We start from the raw sequence: 19,461 nt of genomic DNA, 5'->3' as shown, positions 1-19,461 counted from the left end.
CTGGCCTCATCGCTGGCAAGCCAGCTCCCACAGGTACTGCGCCAACTCTGTGGGAGCTGGCCTTGCCGGCGATCGAGCGCGAAGCGGTCGCAACCCAAGCGCCACCTACGTTGTTGGCTGCACTGGCCTCATCGCTGGCAAGCCAGCTCCCACAGGTACTGCGCCAACTCTGTGGGAGCTGGCCTTGCCGGCGATCGAGCGCGAAGCGGTCGTAACCCAAGCGCCACCTACTTTATTGGCTGCACTGGCCTCATCGCTGGCAAACCAGTTCCCACAGGTACTGCGCCAACTCTGTCGGAGCTGGCCTTGCCGGCGATCGAGCGCGAAGCGGTCGTAACCCAGGCACCGCCTGATATGCTGGCTACCTGCCAATGACAGTTGCTCACACCGATGTGAACAACATTGCCCATATTGTCGGACAATTGCGACAATGGTCGTCTGCGCCGCCCTCACAGGATCGGCGACAATACCCGGTCAGGCTCTGCAGCCAGTCTCGGTAATAACAAGGAAAATGCGGTGAAACTCAGCGATATCGCGCGTCTGGCCGGTGTGTCCGTCACCACCGCCAGCTACGTCATCAATGGCAAGGCCGAACAGCAACGCATCAGCAACAGCACTGTCGAGCGGGTGCGGGCGGTGGTCGAAGCCCATGGCTTTACCCCCAACCCCCAGGCTGCAGGTTTGCGCAGCCGGCACACGCGTACCCTGGGGTTCATCCTCCCCGACCTGGAAAACCCCAGCTACGCACGCATCGCCAAGCAACTGGAGCAACGCGCCCGGGCCCAGGGCTACCAACTGCTGATCGCCAGCAGCGACGACCAGCCCGAGAGCGAGCGCCAGCTCCAGCAACTGTTCCGCGCCCGCCGTTGCGACGCGCTGTTCGTCGCCAGCTGCCTGCCGCCGGAAGACGACAGCTACCGCGAACTGCAAGCCAAGGGCCTGCCGATCATCGCCATCGACCGTAGCCTGGACCCGGCACACTTCTGCTCGATCGTCAGCGACGACCGCAACGCCAGCCAGCAACTGACCCGCAGCCTGCTGGCCACCAAACCCGCGCACATCGCCCTGATCGGCGCCCGCCCGGAGCTCAGCGTCAGCCAGGCCCGCGCCGGCGGCTTCGACCAGGCCCTGGAAGGCTTCAACGGCAAGATCAGCCGGCTGCAAGGCGAAGCCTTCAGCCGCGAGTGCGGCCAGCGCCTGATGAACCAACTGATCGAAGAACTCGGCCGCCTGCCCGACGCCCTGGTGACCACCTCCTACGTGCTGCTGCAAGGCGTGTTCGACGTACTGCAAGCACGCCCGGCCGACTCGCGCAGCCTGCAGTTGGGCACCTTCGGCGACAACCAGTTGCTGGACTTCTTGCCGCTGCCGGTCAACGCCATGGCCCAGCAACACGGCCTGATCGCCGAAACCGCGCTCAAACTGGCCCTCGCCGCTGTTGAACAAAAGCAATACGAACCGGGCGTGCACGCCATCGGTCGAACCTTCAAACAGCGAATCTTCACGGCCTGACCATGCGCCTGATCGACACCCACACCCATCTGGATTTTCCAGACTTCGACCCCGACCGCCCGGCCCTGCTGGCCAATGCCCGGGCCGGCGGGGTCGAGCGCATGGTGGTGCTGGGGGTGTATCAAAGCAATTGGCAGCGGGTCTGGGACCTGGTGCGCAGCGACCCGCAGCTGTACGCGGCGTTCGGCCTGCACCCGGTGTACCTCGACCAGCACCGCCCCGAACACCTGGTCGCACTGGGCGACTGGCTGACCCGCCTGCAGGGTGAGCGCCAGCTGTGCGCCGTCGGCGAGTTCGGCCTGGATTACTACCTGCCCGAACTCGACCGCGAGCGCCAGCAGGCGCTGTTCGAAGCCCAGCTGCAACTGGCCGTTGACTGCATCCTGCCCGCCCTGCTGCACGTGCGCCGCAGCCATGCCGTGGTGATCGCCACGCTCAAGCGCTACAAGCTCAAGCGCGGCGGCATCATCCACGCCTTTGCCGGCAGCGTTGAAGAGGCGCGCGAGTATCACAAGCTCGGCTTCAAGCTCGGCCTCGGTGGCGCCGCGACCTGGCCGCAGGCGCTGCGCTTGCACAAGGTGCTGCCGCAGTTGCCGCTGGACAGCGTGGTGCTGGAAACCGACGCGCCGGACATGGCGCCGGTGATGTTCCCGGGCGTGCGCAACAGCCCGGAGCATCTGCCGCAGATTGCCCAGGCGCTGGCTGGGATCATGGGGATTGAGGTTGAGCGGTTGGCTGAGGTGAGTACGGGCAATGCCTGTGAGTTGTTTGGCTGGGCATAACCCTGCCGCACGCCTCACCCTTCCTTGCTGAAATACCGACTCGGCGCCGCCCCCAAGGCTTTACGAAAAACACTGGTAAACGCACTGGGGCTGCTGTAGCCCAGGTCCATCGCCACCCGGGTAACCGACTCGCCATTGCCCAGGCGTGCCACCGCCGCCAACAGGCACGCCTGCTGGCGCCATTCGACAAAGCTGATACCGGTCTGCTGGCGAAACAGCCTAGTGAAGGTGCGCCGGCTCCTGCCCACCTGCCCGGCCATGTCATCGATGCTCACCTCAAGCGACGGTTGCTGCAACAGCCGCTGGCACGCCTGGGCCAAGCGCGGATCATCCGGCAACGGCGCATTCAGCGACAGCGGCGCCATGCTGGCGATTTCGTGCAGCAGCAACGCCATCAAATGACCGTCGCGCTCTTCTTGCGCATACAGCGCCGGCACCTGCGCCGCCTGGATCATCAACTGACGCAAAAATGCCGAAACATCGAACACCTGACACAGCCCCGGCAGCCCCAGGCGTGCCGTCGCCGCGTTGCTGATGTAGGTGTTGAGCATGGTCACCGGCCCGCTCATGACCATCTCATGGGGCACCTGCGCCGGCACCCAGATGGCCCGTTGCGGCGGCACCACCCAGTTGCCCTGGCGCGTGAACACGGTGATCACCCCGCAGGCCGCATAGGCGAACTGCCCGCGCTGGTGGGTATGCAGCGCGAAGTGATGGCCATCGGCATAGTCAACGGCGGTCACCACCGCATCGCGGGGAATGTGTTCATACGGGTCAATTTCAATCATGGCCCGAATCTAACGACCTACGACCCGATAGCGCAAGCGGGCCAGCAGCCGCATTGCGCATAGTTGCACCCTGCCCGCCTGTGGATAACAACACCATGCAACGAAAACACCTGCTGCTCGCCGTGTTGGTGACAGCCGTCTGGGGCCTGAACTTCCCCATCAGCAAACTGGCCCTGGCCGAGATCGACCCGCTGTTGCTCACCGCCCTGCGCTTTAGCCTCGCCGCCCTGCCCTGGGTGTTCCTGATCAAACGCCCGCCCGTGGCCCTGGGTTGGCTGGCCGCCTACGGCTTGATCTTCGGCGTGGCGATGTGGGCACTGATCAACCTGGGGATCAGCCTGGGCGTGCCACCCGGCACCGCTGCCCTGCTGATCCAGTTCAGTGCCTTCTTCACCTTGGGGTGGGGCGTGCTGCTGTTTCGCGAAGGCATGAGCCTTGGCCAGTGCGTTGGCGTGGTACTCGCCGCCCTGGGCTTGATCTGCATTATCGCCAACAGCCCCGGCCAGGCGACGACCGCGGGGTACAGCGTATTGCTGGTCAGCGCCTTCAGTTGGAGCCTGGGCAACGTCATCATCAAACGCTCGAAAGTGCGTGAGATGTTTGCCTTTGTGGTGTGGGCCAGCCTGTTCCCGCCGATCCCCTTGCTGCTGCTCACCTGGCTCAGCCAGGGCAGCGCGCCGTTCACCGCCCTGGCCAGCCACATCGAGGGCGTCGCAGTGTTATCGCTGTTGTTCCAGGTCTACGCGGCGACGCACTTCTGTTACTGGGGCTGGAACCTGTTGCTGCGCGAGTACCCGGTTTCAACCGTTGCGCCGCTGTCGTTGCTGATCCCGATATTCGGCATCGCCGGCTCCATCGTCATGCTCGGCCACCATATCGACCGAAACGAAGGCATCGCCATTGCCGTGATCCTTGCGGCCCTCGCAGCGGGCCTGATCAAGACCCGCCCGCTGCTGCGCCGAACGGTCTAAAACCAACCGCGATCATCTTCCAGCTCTTGGCGACAGGCCTTGAGCTGGGCACCGTAGAGCCGCGACTGCGCCTCCACCTTGCGCGCCACCTGCATCAGCCACGGCTTGCTGCGATAGGTCCCACGACTAAAACCGCCGCGCCCTTCGTGATAGGCCAGGTACTGGTTGTAGGTATCCCACTTGGAAATCCCCAACTGCCGCTGGGTGCCGGCGGTGTACCAGCCAATGAACATGACCGCGTCATCGAAGTTGTCGCGCGAGCCGCCATTGCCGGTACCGGTCTTGTACTCACCCCAGACCGGGTCCTGGGCCTGTGCATAACCATAGGCCGAACTCACCCGCCCCCACGGAATTACCCACAGCAAGTAATCGCGGGGCGGCAGCGCATCGGAGACGAAACTGCTTTCCTGCTTCATGATCGCCATCGCCACATGTTGCGGCGTGCCGAACTGCTGCTGCATCTTCAGCGAATCTTCGTACCAGTCCGGGTACTGGCGGTAGATATTGCACAGATTGTTCTGATCCCTCGGCGGCGCCGTGGCGCAGCCCGACAAGACCGCAACCATCAACATCAGCGCCCACACTCGCCCTTGTTTCATCCATCGCCCCAGCAGAAAAAGAGGGCTCTAGTTGCCCTTCATATATAACGCAGCGCCTGGCCGGGCCAGGTTGCGGTGACCTCCTATGATGGCGTGGGTGATGGCAGGGTCACCAGTGTGGTGTTGTGGATTTGTAACGAATAGTCGCGAGAACGGTACTTTAGCGGCGGAAATCTTCAGAATTTCCTGATTCCATGTAGTCCATTTCCCAATCATACTTTTGCCGCTTTCAAAGCATTGCAGTGGTCCCGGTAGGACTCTAGTCTCGGCCGGTCGTTGGCAATTCAACGACCGGTTTTGACAGGCCGACTACACCGTGGACATGTGCAAGCCTTTATGGCGATTGTACGTGGGGCACCTTCGTGTGCGCCGAGTTCTCCGGTGTTCGGTCTGTCAACCCGCGTACAGTTGCCACCCATTTGTTTGACAGCAGATTCGTGGCGGCTCCATTCACCGGGGAGACACCATGTTAAAAATCGTCCCAGATCCTCCGCATCATCCCAATCAATCCCTTGAAGACCTTCTCGTCCAGACTTCCGGATACTTGGTCCGTGCGCTGACTATTGCTCAGCAGACAGTGCTGCTCCATCCCAGGCCGCCTGAGCAAGTACTGACCTTGGCAACCATGCATGAGATTGAACACGCCCGAAGCTTGATTGAAGTGGCTTTGAGCAAGGTTCAGTTGAAGCACTGAGGCTTTTTTCAGGCGAGCGCCAGTGTTGCTTAGGCAAGGCTGGCTGCCTGCTTTGGGAGGTAGGATGAACGATGATCATGCTTCAGTTCTGAAAACGATAGGCGTCGGCACATTCGGCGAAGGCCCGAGCGGGAAGACCACTGAACGGCTGTTTCGGGTTGAGCCAGGGCATAGTGCGGAATTTGTTCTGGAGCAAGCGGCTTTGCTATTGGGGTGTGTGAGCAAGCTGACTCATCAAGTGATGATTGAAGAGGATGAGGCGATGGCTTGTGCGGCTCATTTTCTGAGTGGGATGGCGAAGGCGTTGGTTGAGGATTTGGCTACGGCGAATGAATCGCCTGGTCTCGTAGAAACCTCTTTGCCTTAACATGGTCTGCTAACCTGCTGCGCCGTGGCTTGCGTAAATCTGAAACCCACAGAATGAAGTCCAATGAGTATGAATAAATCACCTCTTCTGTTTTCTTTGGCGCTGCTGCTGGCCGTGGGCGTGATGCCCGCACACGCCAAACAGCGAGCCGCACTGAAAACGCCAGTGTCGGGCGTGCTCTGCGACCGTTACGTGTGCGCCAATGACAAAGGCATCTCCCGCGCGCTGACGGAAAAGTATCTAGGCAAGAAGGCAGCTGCGACCGACGTCTTCACAGCGAGTGATGTCGACCTGACCGAGTTCACCTTCGTTAACGGGATATTCTGCGACGTGAAAGAGCGGCTATGTCGCGAAGACCGCTACTACGGCGCGAACGGGGAGCGATCCGGGGCCATCTCCAAAAAATACACCAAGGCGCTGTTTGGCGAATGACCAAAAAGTGGCGGGCGAGGTTGAGCGAGTCTAGTTATCCTCGCCAACACCGCCTCCCTGTTGTACTCAGCCCTCCGCTGTTCCCTTTCTCAAGCAAGCCCCGGCCTTCCCGAGTTCGAAAAATCTTCTCAAATTATCAAGAACATCGTACTCGGTTACTTTCTCGTCCTGAACCATGATGGCCTTTTGTTTAGTCAGCCATAGATGGCCTTCCTTATTTTTATTAGGCACTACAGAAATTTCGAAGCTCATCTTTGAGCTCCCCGGCACGGCGCCGGGCACCTTGGCGTGAGTGAAGCTGAACGTGAGTTCATTGTCTTTGCTTGGCGAGGCGTTTTGCACGCTAGTAATGGGCATTTCGGCTTTTGCAACTGATGGGAGCTTGGCTGAGTACGACACGCTCCCGTTGTCTACTTTCTTGGTTATTTCCAAAAAATAATTCTCGCTATCTTCCGCACTTGCCGGGATCGTGCAGTCTTCACCTTCAGTTATGAAGTATGTGCCCTCGAATTCATACGAGGGTGATTTCTCACAGGCTGCGAGGGACAGCGACACTACGCCAACTAAAGCTAATTTCCATTTCTTCACACTGACACTCCATGACTCCATGACTCCATGACTCCATGACTCCATGACTCCATGACTCCATGGTTTCCATTATCCGCAATACTCATCGAAGGTACCACCTTAACTCCCCCAATTTAGTCCTTGGACCACCAAATAGAAAACAAGACTTCAGGAGAAGCCAAAAACAATAAAGGTCTAGATAGCTAGAAATCAGCAATTTGCTGCGGAGACAGACGGACGGTTGTTGGTCGTGAGCGCCCGATTTTCGCGGGGATGGAATTTGGTTGATTTTTTGATGTACCTCATAGGGTATCTATAAACAGATCAGCTAGTTATGGCTTTTAGTGGAATCGAATCGGGAATTGCGGATGTCCAGTGAGAGAGCTACGCCCACCCACTTCAAATGCTACGTGAGGAACGGCGAAAACGACCCATTGCGGCCATTCGCAGATGTCTGCTATCGGCCAAAAGGAGACCTTCGAAGAAATCGAGAAAATTAGGGGCAATTCACAATCGCCCGAACAGAAGACAGCCATTTCATCTGTTCTTCAAAACAAGGTCGGTCTGCTTCATCAAAAAGACCGAGGCGACACCGGCAAGGTGGTTCACCGTCTGCGCCAGTTCAGGAGGATGAGCCACATAGCCATCATTCTTACCATGTGCGGTTTCATTACGTAGAGTGCCTATTCCGTGAAACATCGTGCCTACGCCCTGTAGCATTTCCGAAGAGGCCTGGCCAATGATGGATGAGGCTCGAAGAACACCTAGCAATCGCCTCAACAATTTCTCGACTGGGTAGTTATCGTAACCTTCCTCCCCCAGTATTTTTAGGCAACCTTTGAGCACGGTTTCAATGTGCGTGCAGCTGAGAGAAATCGATTGATCAGGATCTGGGAGAACCAATTTTCGAGCCTTCAACCACGAATCCAACAACATGGAATTACCACTGAATAGACCATCGAGATCTGCATCAATCTCAGCTTTCTCGACAGTAACGAATTGAGCCAGGGACTGAACTACAGAGGCGGTTTTCAAAAACTCCCTATCGAGGTTCTGGAGCAAATCAGCTACCAGCGAACTCAATACCTTGGGATCACTGACTCGTCTCTGCATATCGGTGCCAGCTTCTTCCAACGAACAAAGAGTCCAGTAGTCATATTCACTGGGGCGTGGCACCTCTTTCCATCCAATCTTCAGCTCCCGACCAGTGAATGCGAGATAGCAGGCTGTGTGCCCAATCGGCCCTTCTTCTTGGTCAAGAATCTCATCAAAAACGATGCTCTCACTATTGCCAGAACAACCAAGACCTTCGACCAAATCCAAAAGCTTTTGCTCGAAGGCTCTTAATCCATGCAGTAACTGCAGATTCTCATTTTTTACCCTTGCTGATCTAATAGCCAGCTCTGCAAATTCATCGTCACTCATATTCTGATCCATCCGTTCTCTCAGTTTTTCTAGGATGTAGATCGCGACCGCACTAGCAAGATTATTTGAGAGATGTCCCTCATCAGCATTGGCGGTTCGTCACCACCATGCACTGTACCTACTGGAACTGTATACAACCACCCCGACCTAACCCTCAGCGTCCTTGCGACTCTCGAGTGATTGAACCTAGGTCAGCATTTCGCGATACTACCTTTCAATGTCCTCAGACACTAATTCGGTCAAGACCTCAGGCGCCCCATCTATCAAAAAGACATTTATTGTACGCCAAGTTGCCAAGGAGCTCCCTATGCAGGACAGCTACACGATTATTGAGCATCGCCATCGTTTCGCAATTTGGGCAGCTGGCAGAGCCTACTCCAGGCAAGGCCCTGGACACACAATGGCCGTGGCGACAAAACTCATCAATGAGTCAGGCGTGGGGAAGATTTCAACCCTAGACGACCTGCCACCCCTTGAAGAAATGGATGCATTTCTCGATGGGTATTTTCAGAAGGTCGTCAAAATCGCCACAGGTATGACCTACACGCGCAGGTGGGAAGACAAGCAGACGAAAGCAAAAATGTCAGAAGTCCTCCCGCTTGAGTGTTCATATGGTCGAGCTCAAAAGCTCGTAAATGTATATCTGAAATCGAAACTAGTTTGCACAAGCTCAGGTGATCAAGTCAGCATCGCAGCACTACACCCTCCTCTTGATAGACAACTCATCGAAGCGATTCGGCGCTACCTCAGGAGGGTTCCATACAAGGGTTCCAAGACTCAGGAGGACTTCATCACCGCTCTGGCGCTGGGTGACAGTTGGACGACCTTCGACAAGGCAGCCTACGACGCTCACATCAAGGTAGTGAAGGCCATCCAAGGCCGACGACCACTGTGGGGTATCGAATGGCTGTGGAAGCCGACAGAGTAGATAAAGGACAGATTTAGTTTAAGCAACTCGTTCGCTTCTGGCCGTTTTTTGCCTGTCACCACCATCTTCTCTGGGTCGTTAGCTGCCGGTCGTGGATGGCTGCTATTCCCCCAAAGCCATACGAAAGACCGGTCAGATCGAATTCAAGTGACTGATCACGCGAGTGTATATACACATGTTCGATCGAGCCTAGTTAGCTCAATGTTAATGTGTTGCCGCCTCGATGAAGCCAGCGTCCATCAAGTCTGCGCGCATTTCACCCAAGCAGCTGTGGGGGACGGCAAGCCAAAAGAGGTTTTTCGCTCTTGTCAGTGCCACGTAACCGATCCGCCCGTCTTCCGTACCCGTGCCGGACAGCAATGCTGTGATGTTGGCCTTAGTCGCCACGTAGAGCACGGCGTCGATGGATTCGCCTTTTACCTGGTGAACAGTTTCAACTCTTAAGCCATTAGCTTCCTGGTCATCAGCTTTGGCACCGCTGAGCGCAACGTCCTCCAAGCGCTTCTTGGCCATCTTATTTCCGAACGTAGCGACTGTTTTCAGCCCGAATAGTTGATCCATTTGGGTAAGCAAGGCGCGCAGATTTACGACAAGCTTCGGATGCCACTCTGCTTTGGCTTGGAGCGAAGAAGGCGGGAGCCCCGTCTCTGCATTGCGTGTAAACGCCCATAGCAACCGCCTTAGTTTCATCATCCAGACTTCATGAGGCGAACCCTGCAGCGCCGAGCTGAGTCCAGGCGGTGCTTCATCGATAAGCTCCACAACCGCCTTGCATACCAGACGGAAAGCCTCCTGATAGCGGTGCTGCTGATCGCGGGCCAATGCAGCCCCTGCAAAAATGCTCACAACTCCCTGTCCTGGGGCGGCTGTTGTACCTGCAAGCTTGGCGGCGCGATCCGTGTTCCTGCTGAGAATGACTGCGCCTGCTGCCGGTATGCCAAGTTCGCCAAGACGAACTTTGAAAGAGCTGATCAGCTTAAGGTGCTCGGCGTCCTTGTACCCTACGAAAAATGCTCCACCCTGCCCGGGCTGCCGGTCTGGCTCATCGGTTCGGCCGCACAGGCGGTTCGCTATATCGATGATGGGCGGGAGGGAGCGGTAGTTGCGGGTGAGCTTGTAGTCTTTCACTCCCGGGCGGTCGGCGTAGGTTTTCAAAAACATACCATCAGCGCCGGCGAAGGCGAAGATGCCTTGGTTAACGTCACCGATCAGCGAAACCTGCACACCCGCCTTGATGAGTATTTCCAAGGTGACTTTGTGCATCGTGCCCAGATCCTGCGATTCGTCGACCAGAACATGCGGATAGCGAGTGGCCAACGCCTTAAGAATGGCAGGTTGATGAAGCAGCGTTCGAATTACCCAATAGCGCCCTAGCTCATGGGTATATGCGCCAGTACGCCCCAGCTTCTCGATGACCTCCTTGGCCTTTCCGTGATCAAGCTGTTCCACTCCCCCTGTAGTGGTCAACTAATCCCGGACACTGCGTTAAGTTTTTCTTCGGCAACAGCGGGCGCCAGACCGCTGTTGAACTGATGCGGTCGCTGCCAGTTGTAGCGCTGCATCAGAAACCGACCAATATCCTGCTGTGCCAGCGAAGCACTCATATAACCCACGGTCGGTACCCATTCCGTTTTCAGGCTGCGAAACAACCGTTCCATCGGTGCATTATCGTGGCAGTTTCCACGCCGACTCATGCTCTGCTTGAAGCGATAACGCCACAGCCGCTGACGGAAGCTTCGGCTGCTGTATTGGCTTCCTTGGTCGCTGTGAAACAGTACATTCTGAGGCCGGCCACGCTGTTCATAGGCCATGTCCAAGGCCTTGATCACCAGGTCGGCATCTGGCTTCGATGAAAACGCCCAGGAGGTGAAGTAGGCGAGCCAACTGGCTATTGCGACTTGGACGCAGCCCTTGAGCGGCGTCACGAAGAGGTTGCAGATAGACGCCGCGCAGATTTTCCATCATGTCCGAGGTGAGCGGGATGTCTTGGTGATTCCCGCACCATCGTTTCACCCGGAAGCGGCCGGTCTGATCGGCATCGGTGTACCTTACGTGGATGTGCGCTTCCATGGTGTTGTCAGCACTGGGCTGCAGAGCCGCGATGAAATCGGCTTCGTCGTCGTGACTGAGACCCTTGAAGATGAAGTGGAAGCTGATGTCACCTTCTTGTTCGCCCGCTTTAGGTCTATGGCGGTCAGCGACATCGAGACGTGGATACGGCTCCTCATGCCCGGCCAAGAGAGTCCGAAGCGCGTCTACAGCGGCGCTTTTGCCCACGTTGTTGGGACCGACGAGAACATTCAGTCCAGGCTGAAATTTCAGCTTGACGTCACGCAGCTTGCGGAAATTTTTTATGGTGAGTTCAGCCAGGTACATGAGGGTCTCCATCCTTGATCTGTGGATGGAACCCTATTCCGGTTGAGCTACGCAATAGCAACGGAAAATGGGGGTAGCGGGAGGTCAGGAGCAAGTGCAGCGTGCAAATTGGGAAATGACCCTGCACCTCCCCCAGTGATTCTCATTGATGCGGACCAGTCATATGCATTAGATATGACCAGTCGCTCGCACGGCTGGAGGGACGAAGGCACTAATTCACGACTGACCGCTAACGATCATAGCGGACGTTCAAAAAGGGCAGCTAACGGCCAAAAGCAGTCACTCAAGGGTATCTAAGAAAGCTGGGAAAAATTCCCACACGTTACCTGCCAGCCCTTCTAGTGATTCCGACACGGAAGCCTTCCCCTTGTCAAGTACCCTGCCTGAGAGCTAATGTATAATCCATCCACCATGCTGATAAAAGGTTGTCAGGTTGGTGCACAATTCCAGTATGTATGCAGATAGCGTAATCTAGAGCCATCGCGGCAGCTGGCAAGGGAATGTTACCCACCAGTTACTGTCTATTTATATTTCATTTCGAAGTGAAATCCAGAGGCTAAATTGAGACCAAAGACGAACCCCAAAAACCTCTTGGATGTCACCTCATACGCGCCAAGCACCTACGGATTTATCTATTTAGCCAATATATTGATATTCAGCCTGATCTACATATTTATATTCGCCGGCGACTTTAAAGGCGATGCAATAAATTATGTGCAAGCATTGTATTTCAGTGTAGTCACAGTCACTACATTAGGCTTTGGTGATCTGACCCCAAGGCTTGATGCGGCACCACTTCTTCTCACAGTGATCACCCAGGTTATTCTGGGAGTGATTACTATTGGTTTATTTTTGAACTCCATATCTCACAAGCTTAGCGAACGAAAAGATTCCGCCCAAAAAGAACTTGAAGAAAAAGCTGAAAGTGACGCTCTAAAAAAGCTACTAACAATTTTGAAGCCAGCGATTGTCAGCTACACTGAAGTTATTTCGGAGACTTATAAAGTCACAACAACCAGAGCGACAGGCGACTTCGTCAAATTTACTCCCGAAAACTTATTTACTCAGGAGTATTATGATCAAATCTCTCGCCAAGACTTCTTCTCTAATGAGACCAGATATGGTGAAGGCGTGATGACCTGGGGAGATTTTATTGAACAGGAAAATAATAATCTCATAGCAAGCATAGACGACTTCCTGAATAAATTCTCCACATCACTGCCCATTAACTTAATTGAATTACTTGCCAGCTTAAAAAGCCATCCCTTTCTACATCATTACAAGCAAGCAAAGCAAGTAACCCAGCTCGAGAGAACCCTAGGAGTCAAGATACCTCGCATAAATTTGTTAAGCATCGAACATAGTAGTGTTGAAGCGCCTAACAAGCCAAACTCAATTAGCGACTTTCACGATAAACTTCTAAATCTAATCACTCAACTAGACGAGAACACATCAGGGGAGAGAATTATTATAAATATTGATCTAAGGAAGGGGGTTACCGCTCCCTCCATTGGGTCGGCCATTGCCGACATTGTTAAGTTCGGCCCATTTGAGTCGCAAGACAGTTAAAAACCGCATCAATTATTAAGCTTGCAAGCTCGCGACTATTACGCGACTGTTGGCCGGCGCGTATGAGCATATACGAAATTTTCATTATCAATACTAAGAAAGTGTTCCCCCCTTAGCGCAGCTCATCCCAATATCGAAGTTAGGCATGATAGCTTACAGGCTCACCCGCGATTGAATGCGCCATGACTATTTGGCAAGGCGGTGACGTTGTCGCCTACAGGATGAGCAAACTCATGCGTAGTGACATGGCCCGACCTGTTGGCATCGATGTAGTTACTTCACCACGCCATGATCAACCGACGCTGCTCCAGAAGTTGGTCCTTGTGGATATACGCAGGCGCACGCGGTTGCGCTCCTGATGGCTCATCTGCGGTTCAATCACATCGTCCGTCCACAGCCCCGATTCGAGCAAGGCACTACAAGCCATGGTCCGGAAACCATGCCCGCACACGTCCTTGGTGGTGTCGTACCCCATATTGCGCAGCACCTGGTTAATCGTGTTCTCCGACAAGGGCTTCCAGTACCTGTGATCACCGGGCAACACGAGTTCAGAGAAGCGATTCAAGCTGCGCAGCCGTTCAAGGATCTCGATGATTTGAGGCGACAGCGGCACTATTTGAATGTCCCCACTCATCTTGGTCCTGCGAGTGGAATAGCGGACGCCTTCAATCGGCTTACGGGTGTCGGGGATCTCCCACATCGCAAGTTGCAAATCGAATTCTGGAAACAAAAAAACCGGCCAGAAGGCCGGTTTAGAGGGTTTCCAAAGCATTCAGTGGAATGCAGTGGAGCTGGATGTGGTGCCGGAGACAGGAATCGAACCTGCGACCTTCGCGTTACGAGTGCGCTGCTCTACCGACTGAGCTACACCGGCGTGGCGATAACGCTACCACTGCCGGGTCGCTTTCGCAAATCACTGTTTATTAACAGCAATTGCGTCGGTTTCAGAGGGCTTTGCAGCCTGCCGGGGCGAGGTCTTCGCTGAGGGTGCTGGTGCAGGCCCAGCCGGTCGCGGCGCGGGTCAAGGTTATGGTTTTGTCGGTGGCGATGGCCGGGGCGTCGATCAGAGTGCAGACGATGCTGCCCACGCCCGTGGCCGCGGTGCCGCTGGCGGCAATGGCGCAGTGGGCGGTGCGCTCCTGGCCACCCAGGGCGGCGACGTTGGCGATGTCCTTGCCTTCGTTCAGGCGCAGGTCAAAGGCGGTCTTCAGGGCAGAAATTTCTACCAGGGCCGCCGTGGCTTTGGTGCGTACCTGGCTGTTGGTGTAAATCGGCAAGGCGATGGTCGCCAGAATGCCGATGATCGCCACCACGATCATCAGTTCGATCAAGGTAATACCGCGTTGCCCTTTCATGGACACTCTCCCTCACAAAATCAGTTCATGCCGGCCGCAGTGGTGCGGCGCCAGCAGGCGCGCCAGTAGGCCCGAACAGACACCTTTTGTCACCCCGTGGCGGTCATTCGGTCGCTCTGGCTCGACTACTCTAGTGGGCGGCGGGCAACCCGGCCCACCACTCGGGGCCTGGAGCTGTTACCAGGCTTGTGCAAGGCAGCGCAACAAGGATGTGGCGATGACCGAAAGCAACCGGATGTACAGCTGGCAAGGCACTAACGCCCAGGGCGCCTTGATCAGCGGCCAAAGTGCAGCGCGCAGCCCAGCGTTGATCAGGGCGCAGTTGCGCCAGCGCGGGATTCGCCCGGGGCGTATCGCCAGTGTGCGCCCGCCACTGTGGCAATGGCGGCGGCCACTGGATGGCAAGGCGCTGAGCCAGTTCAGCCGCCAGCTGGCCACCCTGCTCAAGGCCGGGGTGGCGCTGCTGCAAGCGCTGGATGTGGTCGCCCAGAGCAGCGCCAACCCGGCGATGGCCAGCCTGCTGGGGGCGATCAAGGCCGATATCGCCGCCGGCAGCAGCCTGGCCACGGCGCTGCGCCGACACCCGCATTACTTCGATCGGCTGTACTGCAACCTGGTGGACGCCGGTGAGCAGTCCGGCAGCCTGGAGGTGGTGTTGGCCCAGGTGGCGGCGCTGCAGGAGCAACGCCAGGCCCTGCGCGCGCGGCTTAAAAAGGCCATGACTTATCCACTGCTGGTGCTGCTGGTGGGCTTCGGGGTGTCGGCGCTGTTGCTGCTGGAGGTGGTGCCGCGCTTTCAGTCGTTGTTCGGCGGCTTTGGTGCCGAGCTGCCGGCCTTTACCCAACAGGTGATCGGCTTGTCACAGTGGTTGGGGGCGCACTTCTGGTGGCTGTTGATAACTTTTGGCGGCGCTTGTGCCGCGGGGGTTTGGGGTTATCGACACAAGCCTGCGTTGCGTTTGTGGCTGGTGCGCGTGGCCCTGCGTTTGCCGGTGCTTGGCAGCCTGCTCCGGCATGCCGCCCTCGCCCGCTTTGCCCGCACCTTGTCGACGTCGTTCGGCGCCGGGGTGCCGTTGGTGGAGGCGCTGGGGACGGTTGCCGGGGCGTGTGGCAATCCGGTGTATGAACAGGCGCTGCACAAGGTGCGCGAGGACCTGGCCAGTGGTCTAGCCTTGAACGTGGCATTGCGCGCCAGCGGCTTGTTCCCGGCGCTGGTGGTGCAGATGTGCGCCATTGGCGAGACAGCCGGCACGCTGGACGATATGCTCGCCAGGATCGCCAGCCACTATGAACAGGCCATCGACCACCTGCTCGACACCCTCACGGCCCTGATTGAGCCGTTGATCGTGCTGATCCTGGGGTTGCTGGTGGGCAGCCTGGTGATCGCCATGTACCTGCCAATCTTCCAGCTGGGCAATGTGATCTGACCATGAACCTGTTGAACTCCCTGGCCAGCCAGCCACTGATGTACCTGAGCATCGCCCTGTTGCTCGGGCTGATCGTCGGCAGCTTTCTCAATGTGCTGGTGCATCGCCTGCCGATCATGCTCGAACGCCAATGGCAGGCCGAGGCCCGCGAGGTGCTGGAGTTGCCTAACGAGGCACAAGCGCCGCGCTTCGACCTGTTGTTGCCGCCGTCGCAGTGCCCGCATTGCGCCCATCGTATTCGCCCCTGGGAAAACATACCGGTCATTAGTTACCTGGCCTTGCGCGGGCGCTGTTCCAGTTGCCAGGCGCGCATCAGCCCGCGCTACCCGCTGGTGGAACTCGCCTGCGGGGCGCTGACCCTGTTTGTCGCCTGGCGCTTCGGCGTCACCGGCACCGCCCTGGCCCTGCTGGTGCTGAGCTGGGGCCTGCTGGCCATGAGCATGATCGACATCGAACACCATCTGCTGCCCGATGCCCTGGTGTTGCCGCTGTTGTGGCTGGGGTTGATCGTCAATGCCTTCGAAATGTTCGTGCCGCTGGAGGATGCCCTATGGGGCACGGTGGCCGGTTACCTGAGCCTGTGGTCGGTGTTCTGGGTGTTCAAGATGGTTACCGGCAAGGAAGGCATGGGCTATGGCGACTTCAAGTTGCTGGCGATGCTGGGCGCCTGGGGTGGCTGGCAGATCCTGCCACTGACGCTGCTGCTGTCGTCCTTATTGGGGGCGTTGATCGGGCTGATTATGCTGCGCCTGCAGCGCAAGCAGGCCAGCACGCCGATCCCCTTTGGTCCCTATCTGGCCATCGCGGGCTGGATCGCGCTGCTCTGGGGTGGTCAAATAACCACTTCCTATCTGAAATACTCCGGATTCTGATGACCACCGCTGCTTTCACCCCCTGGATTCTCGGCCTTACCGGCGGCATCGGCAGTGGCAAGAGCGCCGCTGCGCAGCGCTTTGTCGAGCTGGGTGTGCACCTGGTCGACGCCGACCAGGCCGCGCGCTGGGTGGTCGAGCCGGGCCGCCCGGCGCTGGCCCGTATCGTCGAGCGTTTCGGCCCGGAGGTGCTGCTCGAAGACGGCCAGCTCAACCGCGCCGCCCTGCGCGAGCTGATCTTTGCCGACCCGCAGCAGCGCCTGTGGCTCGAAGCGCTGCTGCATCCGTTGATCGGCCAGGAGATTTTCAGCTACCTGGCTAAGGCCGAGTCGCCCTATGCGGTGTTCGTTTCGCCGTTGATGGTGGAGTCCGGCCAGTACACGCGCACCGACCGCCTGCTGGTGATCGATGCACCGCAGGCGCTGCAAGTGCAGCGCACCCTGCTGCGCGACCAGACCAGCGCCGAACAGGTGCAGGCCATTCTCAAGGCCCAGGCCAGCCGCGAAGAACGCCTGCGCCACGCCCACGACGTGCTGGTCAATGACCGCGATCTGGACTGGCTGCGCTCGGAGGTCGACCGCCTGCACCACTTTTACCTGACTTTGCGAGGAGGCCAAGCATGAGCCAACCAACAACCGTAGATTGCCCGACCTGTGGCGCCCCCGTGGAATGGAACGCGGCTAGCCCGTTCCGACCGTTCTGTTCCGACCGCTGCAAGCTGATCGACCTGGGTGCCTGGGCCTCGGAAGAACACAAGATCCCGGTCGCACCGGATGCCGAAGACGAGTTGTTCTCCGGCGACCTCGACCCGCGCCACTGAGCCGTCAGCGCTCGGGGTCGTCATCCTTCCACGGGGCCTGCAGGTAGCGGGTCCGGTTGAAGGTCTCCAGCCACTCCGGGCAGAACACCACCAGGGCGCTGACCACCATGCCGTTGATGAAGGCTTCGGGGAAGATGATCAGCCACAGGTAGCCGATAAAGTCCTCGATCCACTCCGGCATGACGAAACGCCCGTCCATCCACAGTAAACCCAGCCCACCGAGCAGGCACAACAGTGCCGACAGCGCCGCGGCAAAGAACCCCGAACAGAAGATATAAACGAACAGGTTGCGCGGCTGTGCCCGCTCCACCAGCATCGCGCACACTTCGGTAACCAGCACCGGCAGGCCGATCAGCAACAGGCCATTGACCCCCATCGCCGCCAGGTCCTGGCGCCCCAGCGCCAGCAGGCCGAGCTGCGCCAGCAAGCCCCCGACAATCGCCAGCGGCCAGTCCAGCAGCAGGGTCACGGCGGTCATGCCGATGAAGTGATACGACACCCCGGTGTCGAAGTCACGCCGCACCAGCCACAGGGCAAACAAGGCGAATACCGTGCCGAACAGCAAGTGCTGGCGACGGCTGTCAGCGAACAGTTCGAGCCAGCGGGTACGCGCCACCGCCCAGATCAGCACAGGCACGTAGGCGACCCAGGCGATGGTCAGGGTCTGGCTGGAAAGCACGGCGGCACTGATCACGGCAAATAACCCTTGTTCGAGTGAGGCAATAGGCGTGGGGGCAGTCTACACCTCGGGGCGGGCTTGATCAGCCTCGGTGGTTGAGGAAAATGCAGGCGTGGCGCGGCGCAGCGCACCTGACGCAACCAGCAGCACAATGGCTGGGACTATCACCATGCTGGCGCCGAGCATGGCGCCCCGCAGGCCGATCACCTCAAGCGCCCCACCGCCGATGATCACCCCCAGGCCGATTGCGCCATTGAGCACTGCCGTATGCAGGGCCGTGGCCGGAACGGTATGGGCGCCGGCGATGCTCAACACCCAGGTCTGCAGGCCGGTGAACAGCGCCGAGATGGCAACGCCCCAGACCATCAGCAAGGTCGCCACGGCCAGCAGATTCAACTCGGGCCCGAGCAGGCCCAGGGTCAGCAGCGCCCCTGCCATGGCGATCAGGGCCAGGAGGATGAAGAGCTTGAGGTCGCGGTCGATGAAGATCGCACTCAACAGATTGCCGATAAAGCCCGCGGCACCGAAGGCAAAAAGCAGTGCTGCGATCAGCACAGGCGTGATGTCACGCACCTGACTGATAAAGGGCTCGACAAAGGTATAGGCGGCAAAATGTGCGGCCGCCGTCAGCGCGGTTATGGCGAAGGTGATCAGTAGGTCCCGGCGCCTTAGCACCGCCGCATAACCCGTGCCTGGTGCTGCGGCAACCAGGCCAAGATCAGGGACGACCAGGGCGATTGCCCCGGCACTGGCGACACAGAGCAACGCCAGGCAAGCAAAGGCGGTTCGCCAGCCGTCGTACTGGCCTACCAGGTTGACCAGTGGCACGACCATGACCGTGGCGAGGGTGATGCCGCCGAGCACGATCGAGGTGGCCAGGCCCATCTGCCGGGCGGGCGCGATCAGGGCGGCGGTGGCGGCCACGGTGGCCCAGAACACGCCATGGGCCAACGCCCCCACTGCCCTGGCCCCCAGCAGTGCAGAAAACTCCGGGGCGATTGCCGAGAGCGCATTCGATGCCGCCAGTATCAACATCAGGGCGATCATCAGCGGCTTGCGGCCAATCCAGCCGCTCAGGCTGTTGGCGAGCAAGCCGCTCAGCGCGCCGATCCAGGCATACAAGGTCACGCTGAGCCCGACCGTGGCGGGCTCCTGCGCCAGGTCGGCGGAGATCTGTGACAACAAACCGATCGGGGCAAACTCGGAGGTCACCATCGCAAAGGAGGCGATGCACAGCACCGTCACCGCGCTCCATATCCGCCAGACTGACACAGCCATACGCACGTCCGTCCCTGTAAT

Annotated in this window: 21 protein-coding genes, 1 tRNA gene and 2 pseudogenes; 12 read left to right on the top strand and 12 right to left on the bottom strand. The window is 58.1% G+C overall.

Annotated elements, in window-relative coordinates; all coding sequences use genetic code 11:
• Window positions 1–516 precede the first annotated feature (516 nt).
• Window positions 517–1,512, top strand: coding sequence for a catabolite repressor/activator (gene cra / locus JV241A_RS03650; RefSeq protein WP_010220638.1), 996 nt, complete (start codon window positions 517–519; stop codon window positions 1,510–1,512).
• 2 nt (window positions 1,513–1,514) lie between these two features.
• Window positions 1,515–2,294, top strand: coding sequence for a TatD family hydrolase (locus JV241A_RS03645; RefSeq protein WP_134061380.1), 780 nt, complete (start codon window positions 1,515–1,517; stop codon window positions 2,292–2,294).
• Between the two features lie 14 nt (window positions 2,295–2,308).
• Here the strand turns inward: JV241A_RS03645 and JV241A_RS03640 are convergent, their stop codons facing one another.
• Window positions 2,309–3,082 (bottom strand): helix-turn-helix transcriptional regulator, encoded by a 774-nt coding sequence (locus JV241A_RS03640; RefSeq protein ID WP_134061379.1) that lies wholly within the window; start codon window positions 3,080–3,082, stop codon window positions 2,309–2,311.
• A gap of 95 nt (window positions 3,083–3,177) precedes the next feature.
• Here JV241A_RS03640 and JV241A_RS03635 point away from each other — a divergent pair, with 95 nt between their 5' ends.
• The gene (locus JV241A_RS03635) at window positions 3,178–4,053 is read left to right on the top strand and encodes an EamA family transporter (RefSeq protein WP_134061378.1); all 876 of its coding nucleotides are present in this window, start codon (window positions 3,178–3,180) and stop codon (window positions 4,051–4,053) included.
• On the opposite strand, the gene JV241A_RS03630 is transcribed toward JV241A_RS03635, so the two are convergent.
• Window positions 4,050–4,652, bottom strand: a complete 603-nt coding sequence (locus JV241A_RS03630) for a hypothetical protein (protein ID WP_134061377.1) — start codon at window positions 4,650–4,652, stop codon at window positions 4,050–4,052. The two genes, JV241A_RS03635 and JV241A_RS03630, sit on opposite strands and share 4 nt — an antisense overlap.
• Window positions 4,653–5,118: 466 nt before the next feature.
• Here JV241A_RS03630 and JV241A_RS03625 point away from each other — a divergent pair, with 466 nt between their 5' ends.
• From JV241A_RS03625 to JV241A_RS03615, 3 genes are all read left to right on the top strand, one after another.
• Window positions 5,119–5,346, top strand: a complete 228-nt coding sequence (locus JV241A_RS03625) for a hypothetical protein (protein WP_045197124.1) — start codon at window positions 5,119–5,121, stop codon at window positions 5,344–5,346.
• A gap of 64 nt (window positions 5,347–5,410) precedes the next feature.
• Window positions 5,411–5,713: a DUF3077 domain-containing protein gene (locus JV241A_RS03620; RefSeq protein ID WP_134061376.1), complete on the top strand. Its 303-nt coding sequence runs from the start codon at window positions 5,411–5,413 to the stop codon at window positions 5,711–5,713.
• Window positions 5,714–5,776: 63 nt separating this feature from the next.
• Window positions 5,777–6,145, top strand: a complete 369-nt coding sequence (locus JV241A_RS03615; RefSeq protein ID WP_240047830.1) for a YcgJ family protein — start codon at window positions 5,777–5,779, stop codon at window positions 6,143–6,145.
• 66 nt (window positions 6,146–6,211) lie between these two features.
• Here the strand turns inward: JV241A_RS03615 and JV241A_RS03610 are convergent, their stop codons facing one another.
• Both JV241A_RS03610 and JV241A_RS03605 read right to left on the bottom strand, forming a co-directional pair.
• Window positions 6,212–6,733, bottom strand: coding sequence for a hypothetical protein (locus JV241A_RS03610; RefSeq protein ID WP_134061375.1), 522 nt, complete (start codon window positions 6,731–6,733; stop codon window positions 6,212–6,214).
• 516 nt (window positions 6,734–7,249) lie between these two features.
• Window positions 7,250–8,137 carry an abortive infection family protein gene (locus JV241A_RS03605; RefSeq protein ID WP_134061374.1) on the bottom strand — a complete coding sequence of 296 codons (888 nt, stop codon included), beginning with the start codon at window positions 8,135–8,137 and terminating at the stop codon, window positions 7,250–7,252.
• A 307-nt stretch (window positions 8,138–8,444) separates the two neighbouring features.
• Between JV241A_RS03605 and JV241A_RS03600 the strand changes: the two genes are divergently transcribed.
• Window positions 8,445–9,065, top strand: coding sequence for a hypothetical protein (locus tag JV241A_RS03600; RefSeq protein ID WP_134061373.1), 621 nt, complete (start codon window positions 8,445–8,447; stop codon window positions 9,063–9,065).
• Between the two features lie 204 nt (window positions 9,066–9,269).
• Here the strand turns inward: JV241A_RS03600 and JV241A_RS03595 are convergent, their stop codons facing one another.
• The 3 genes and pseudogenes from JV241A_RS03595 to JV241A_RS03585 all read right to left on the bottom strand — a co-directional run bounded on the left by JV241A_RS03595 (window position 9,270) and on the right by JV241A_RS03585 (window position 11,441).
• On the bottom strand, window positions 9,270–10,514 hold the full coding sequence (locus tag JV241A_RS03595) for a UvrD-helicase domain-containing protein (RefSeq protein ID WP_240047829.1): 1,245 nt from the start codon (window positions 10,512–10,514) through the stop codon (window positions 9,270–9,272).
• 14 nt (window positions 10,515–10,528) lie between these two features.
• Window positions 10,529–10,927 (bottom strand): annotated as a pseudogene (locus JV241A_RS03590) (DDE-type integrase/transposase/recombinase); the annotation flags it as partial.
• Window positions 10,866–11,441: an AAA family ATPase gene (locus JV241A_RS03585; protein WP_240047828.1), complete on the bottom strand. Its 576-nt coding sequence runs from the start codon at window positions 11,439–11,441 to the stop codon at window positions 10,866–10,868. The pseudogene JV241A_RS03590 and the gene JV241A_RS03585, both read right to left, overlap by 62 nt.
• A gap of 561 nt (window positions 11,442–12,002) precedes the next feature.
• Here JV241A_RS03585 and JV241A_RS03580 point away from each other — a divergent pair.
• Entirely contained in the window at window positions 12,003–13,010 is a 1,008-nt protein-coding gene (locus tag JV241A_RS03580) for a potassium channel family protein (RefSeq protein ID WP_134061372.1), read from the top strand.
• Window positions 13,011–13,171: 161 nt separating this feature from the next.
• Here the strand turns inward: JV241A_RS03580 and JV241A_RS03575 are convergent.
• From JV241A_RS03575 to JV241A_RS03565, 3 genes and pseudogenes are all read right to left on the bottom strand, one after another.
• Window positions 13,172–13,731: pseudogene (locus tag JV241A_RS03575) on the bottom strand (tyrosine-type recombinase/integrase); the annotation flags it as partial.
• 77 nt (window positions 13,732–13,808) lie between these two features.
• Window positions 13,809–13,884, bottom strand: a tRNA-Thr gene (locus tag JV241A_RS03570).
• A gap of 70 nt (window positions 13,885–13,954) precedes the next feature.
• On the bottom strand, window positions 13,955–14,365 hold the full coding sequence (locus JV241A_RS03565; protein WP_134061371.1) for a pilin: 411 nt from the start codon (window positions 14,363–14,365) through the stop codon (window positions 13,955–13,957).
• Window positions 14,366–14,582: 217 nt separating this feature from the next.
• Between JV241A_RS03565 and JV241A_RS03560 the strand changes: the two genes are divergently transcribed.
• Genes JV241A_RS03560 through yacG form a run of 4 tightly spaced genes read left to right on the top strand, consistent with a single transcriptional unit; the run spans window position 14,583 to window position 17,483 of the window.
• Window positions 14,583–15,791 carry a type II secretion system F family protein gene (locus JV241A_RS03560; protein ID WP_134061370.1) on the top strand — a complete coding sequence of 403 codons (1,209 nt, stop codon included), beginning with the start codon at window positions 14,583–14,585 and terminating at the stop codon, window positions 15,789–15,791.
• 2 nt (window positions 15,792–15,793) lie between these two features.
• Complete coding sequence (locus JV241A_RS03555; protein WP_134061369.1) at window positions 15,794–16,663, top strand: A24 family peptidase; 870 nt, start codon at window positions 15,794–15,796, stop codon at window positions 16,661–16,663.
• Window positions 16,663–17,286 carry a dephospho-CoA kinase gene (gene coaE, locus JV241A_RS03550; protein WP_134061368.1) on the top strand — a complete coding sequence of 208 codons (624 nt, stop codon included), beginning with the start codon at window positions 16,663–16,665 and terminating at the stop codon, window positions 17,284–17,286. The genes JV241A_RS03555 and coaE overlap by 1 nt, the downstream gene beginning before the upstream one ends.
• Window positions 17,283–17,483 (top strand): DNA gyrase inhibitor YacG, encoded by a 201-nt coding sequence (gene yacG / locus JV241A_RS03545; protein WP_115085296.1) that lies wholly within the window; start codon window positions 17,283–17,285, stop codon window positions 17,481–17,483. The genes coaE and yacG overlap by 4 nt, the downstream gene beginning before the upstream one ends.
• A gap of 4 nt (window positions 17,484–17,487) precedes the next feature.
• On the opposite strand, the gene JV241A_RS03540 is transcribed toward yacG, so the two are convergent.
• Together JV241A_RS03540 and JV241A_RS03535 are read right to left on the bottom strand one after the other, a co-directional pair.
• Complete coding sequence (locus tag JV241A_RS03540) at window positions 17,488–18,177, bottom strand: energy-coupling factor ABC transporter permease (RefSeq protein WP_115085295.1); 690 nt, start codon at window positions 18,175–18,177, stop codon at window positions 17,488–17,490.
• Window positions 18,178–18,222: 45 nt separating this feature from the next.
• Window positions 18,223–19,440 carry an MFS transporter gene (locus JV241A_RS03535; protein WP_134061367.1) on the bottom strand — a complete coding sequence of 406 codons (1,218 nt, stop codon included), beginning with the start codon at window positions 19,438–19,440 and terminating at the stop codon, window positions 18,223–18,225.
• Window positions 19,441–19,461: the final 21 nt, after the last annotated feature.

It is taken from the genome of Pseudomonas sp. JV241A (assembly GCF_900275665.1).
GTDB classification, from domain to species: domain Bacteria; phylum Pseudomonadota; class Gammaproteobacteria; order Pseudomonadales; family Pseudomonadaceae; genus Aquipseudomonas; species Aquipseudomonas wadenswilerensis.
The sequence above is the reverse complement of the archived record's forward strand: the minus strand, read 5'-3'. Positions and strand labels throughout refer to the sequence as shown.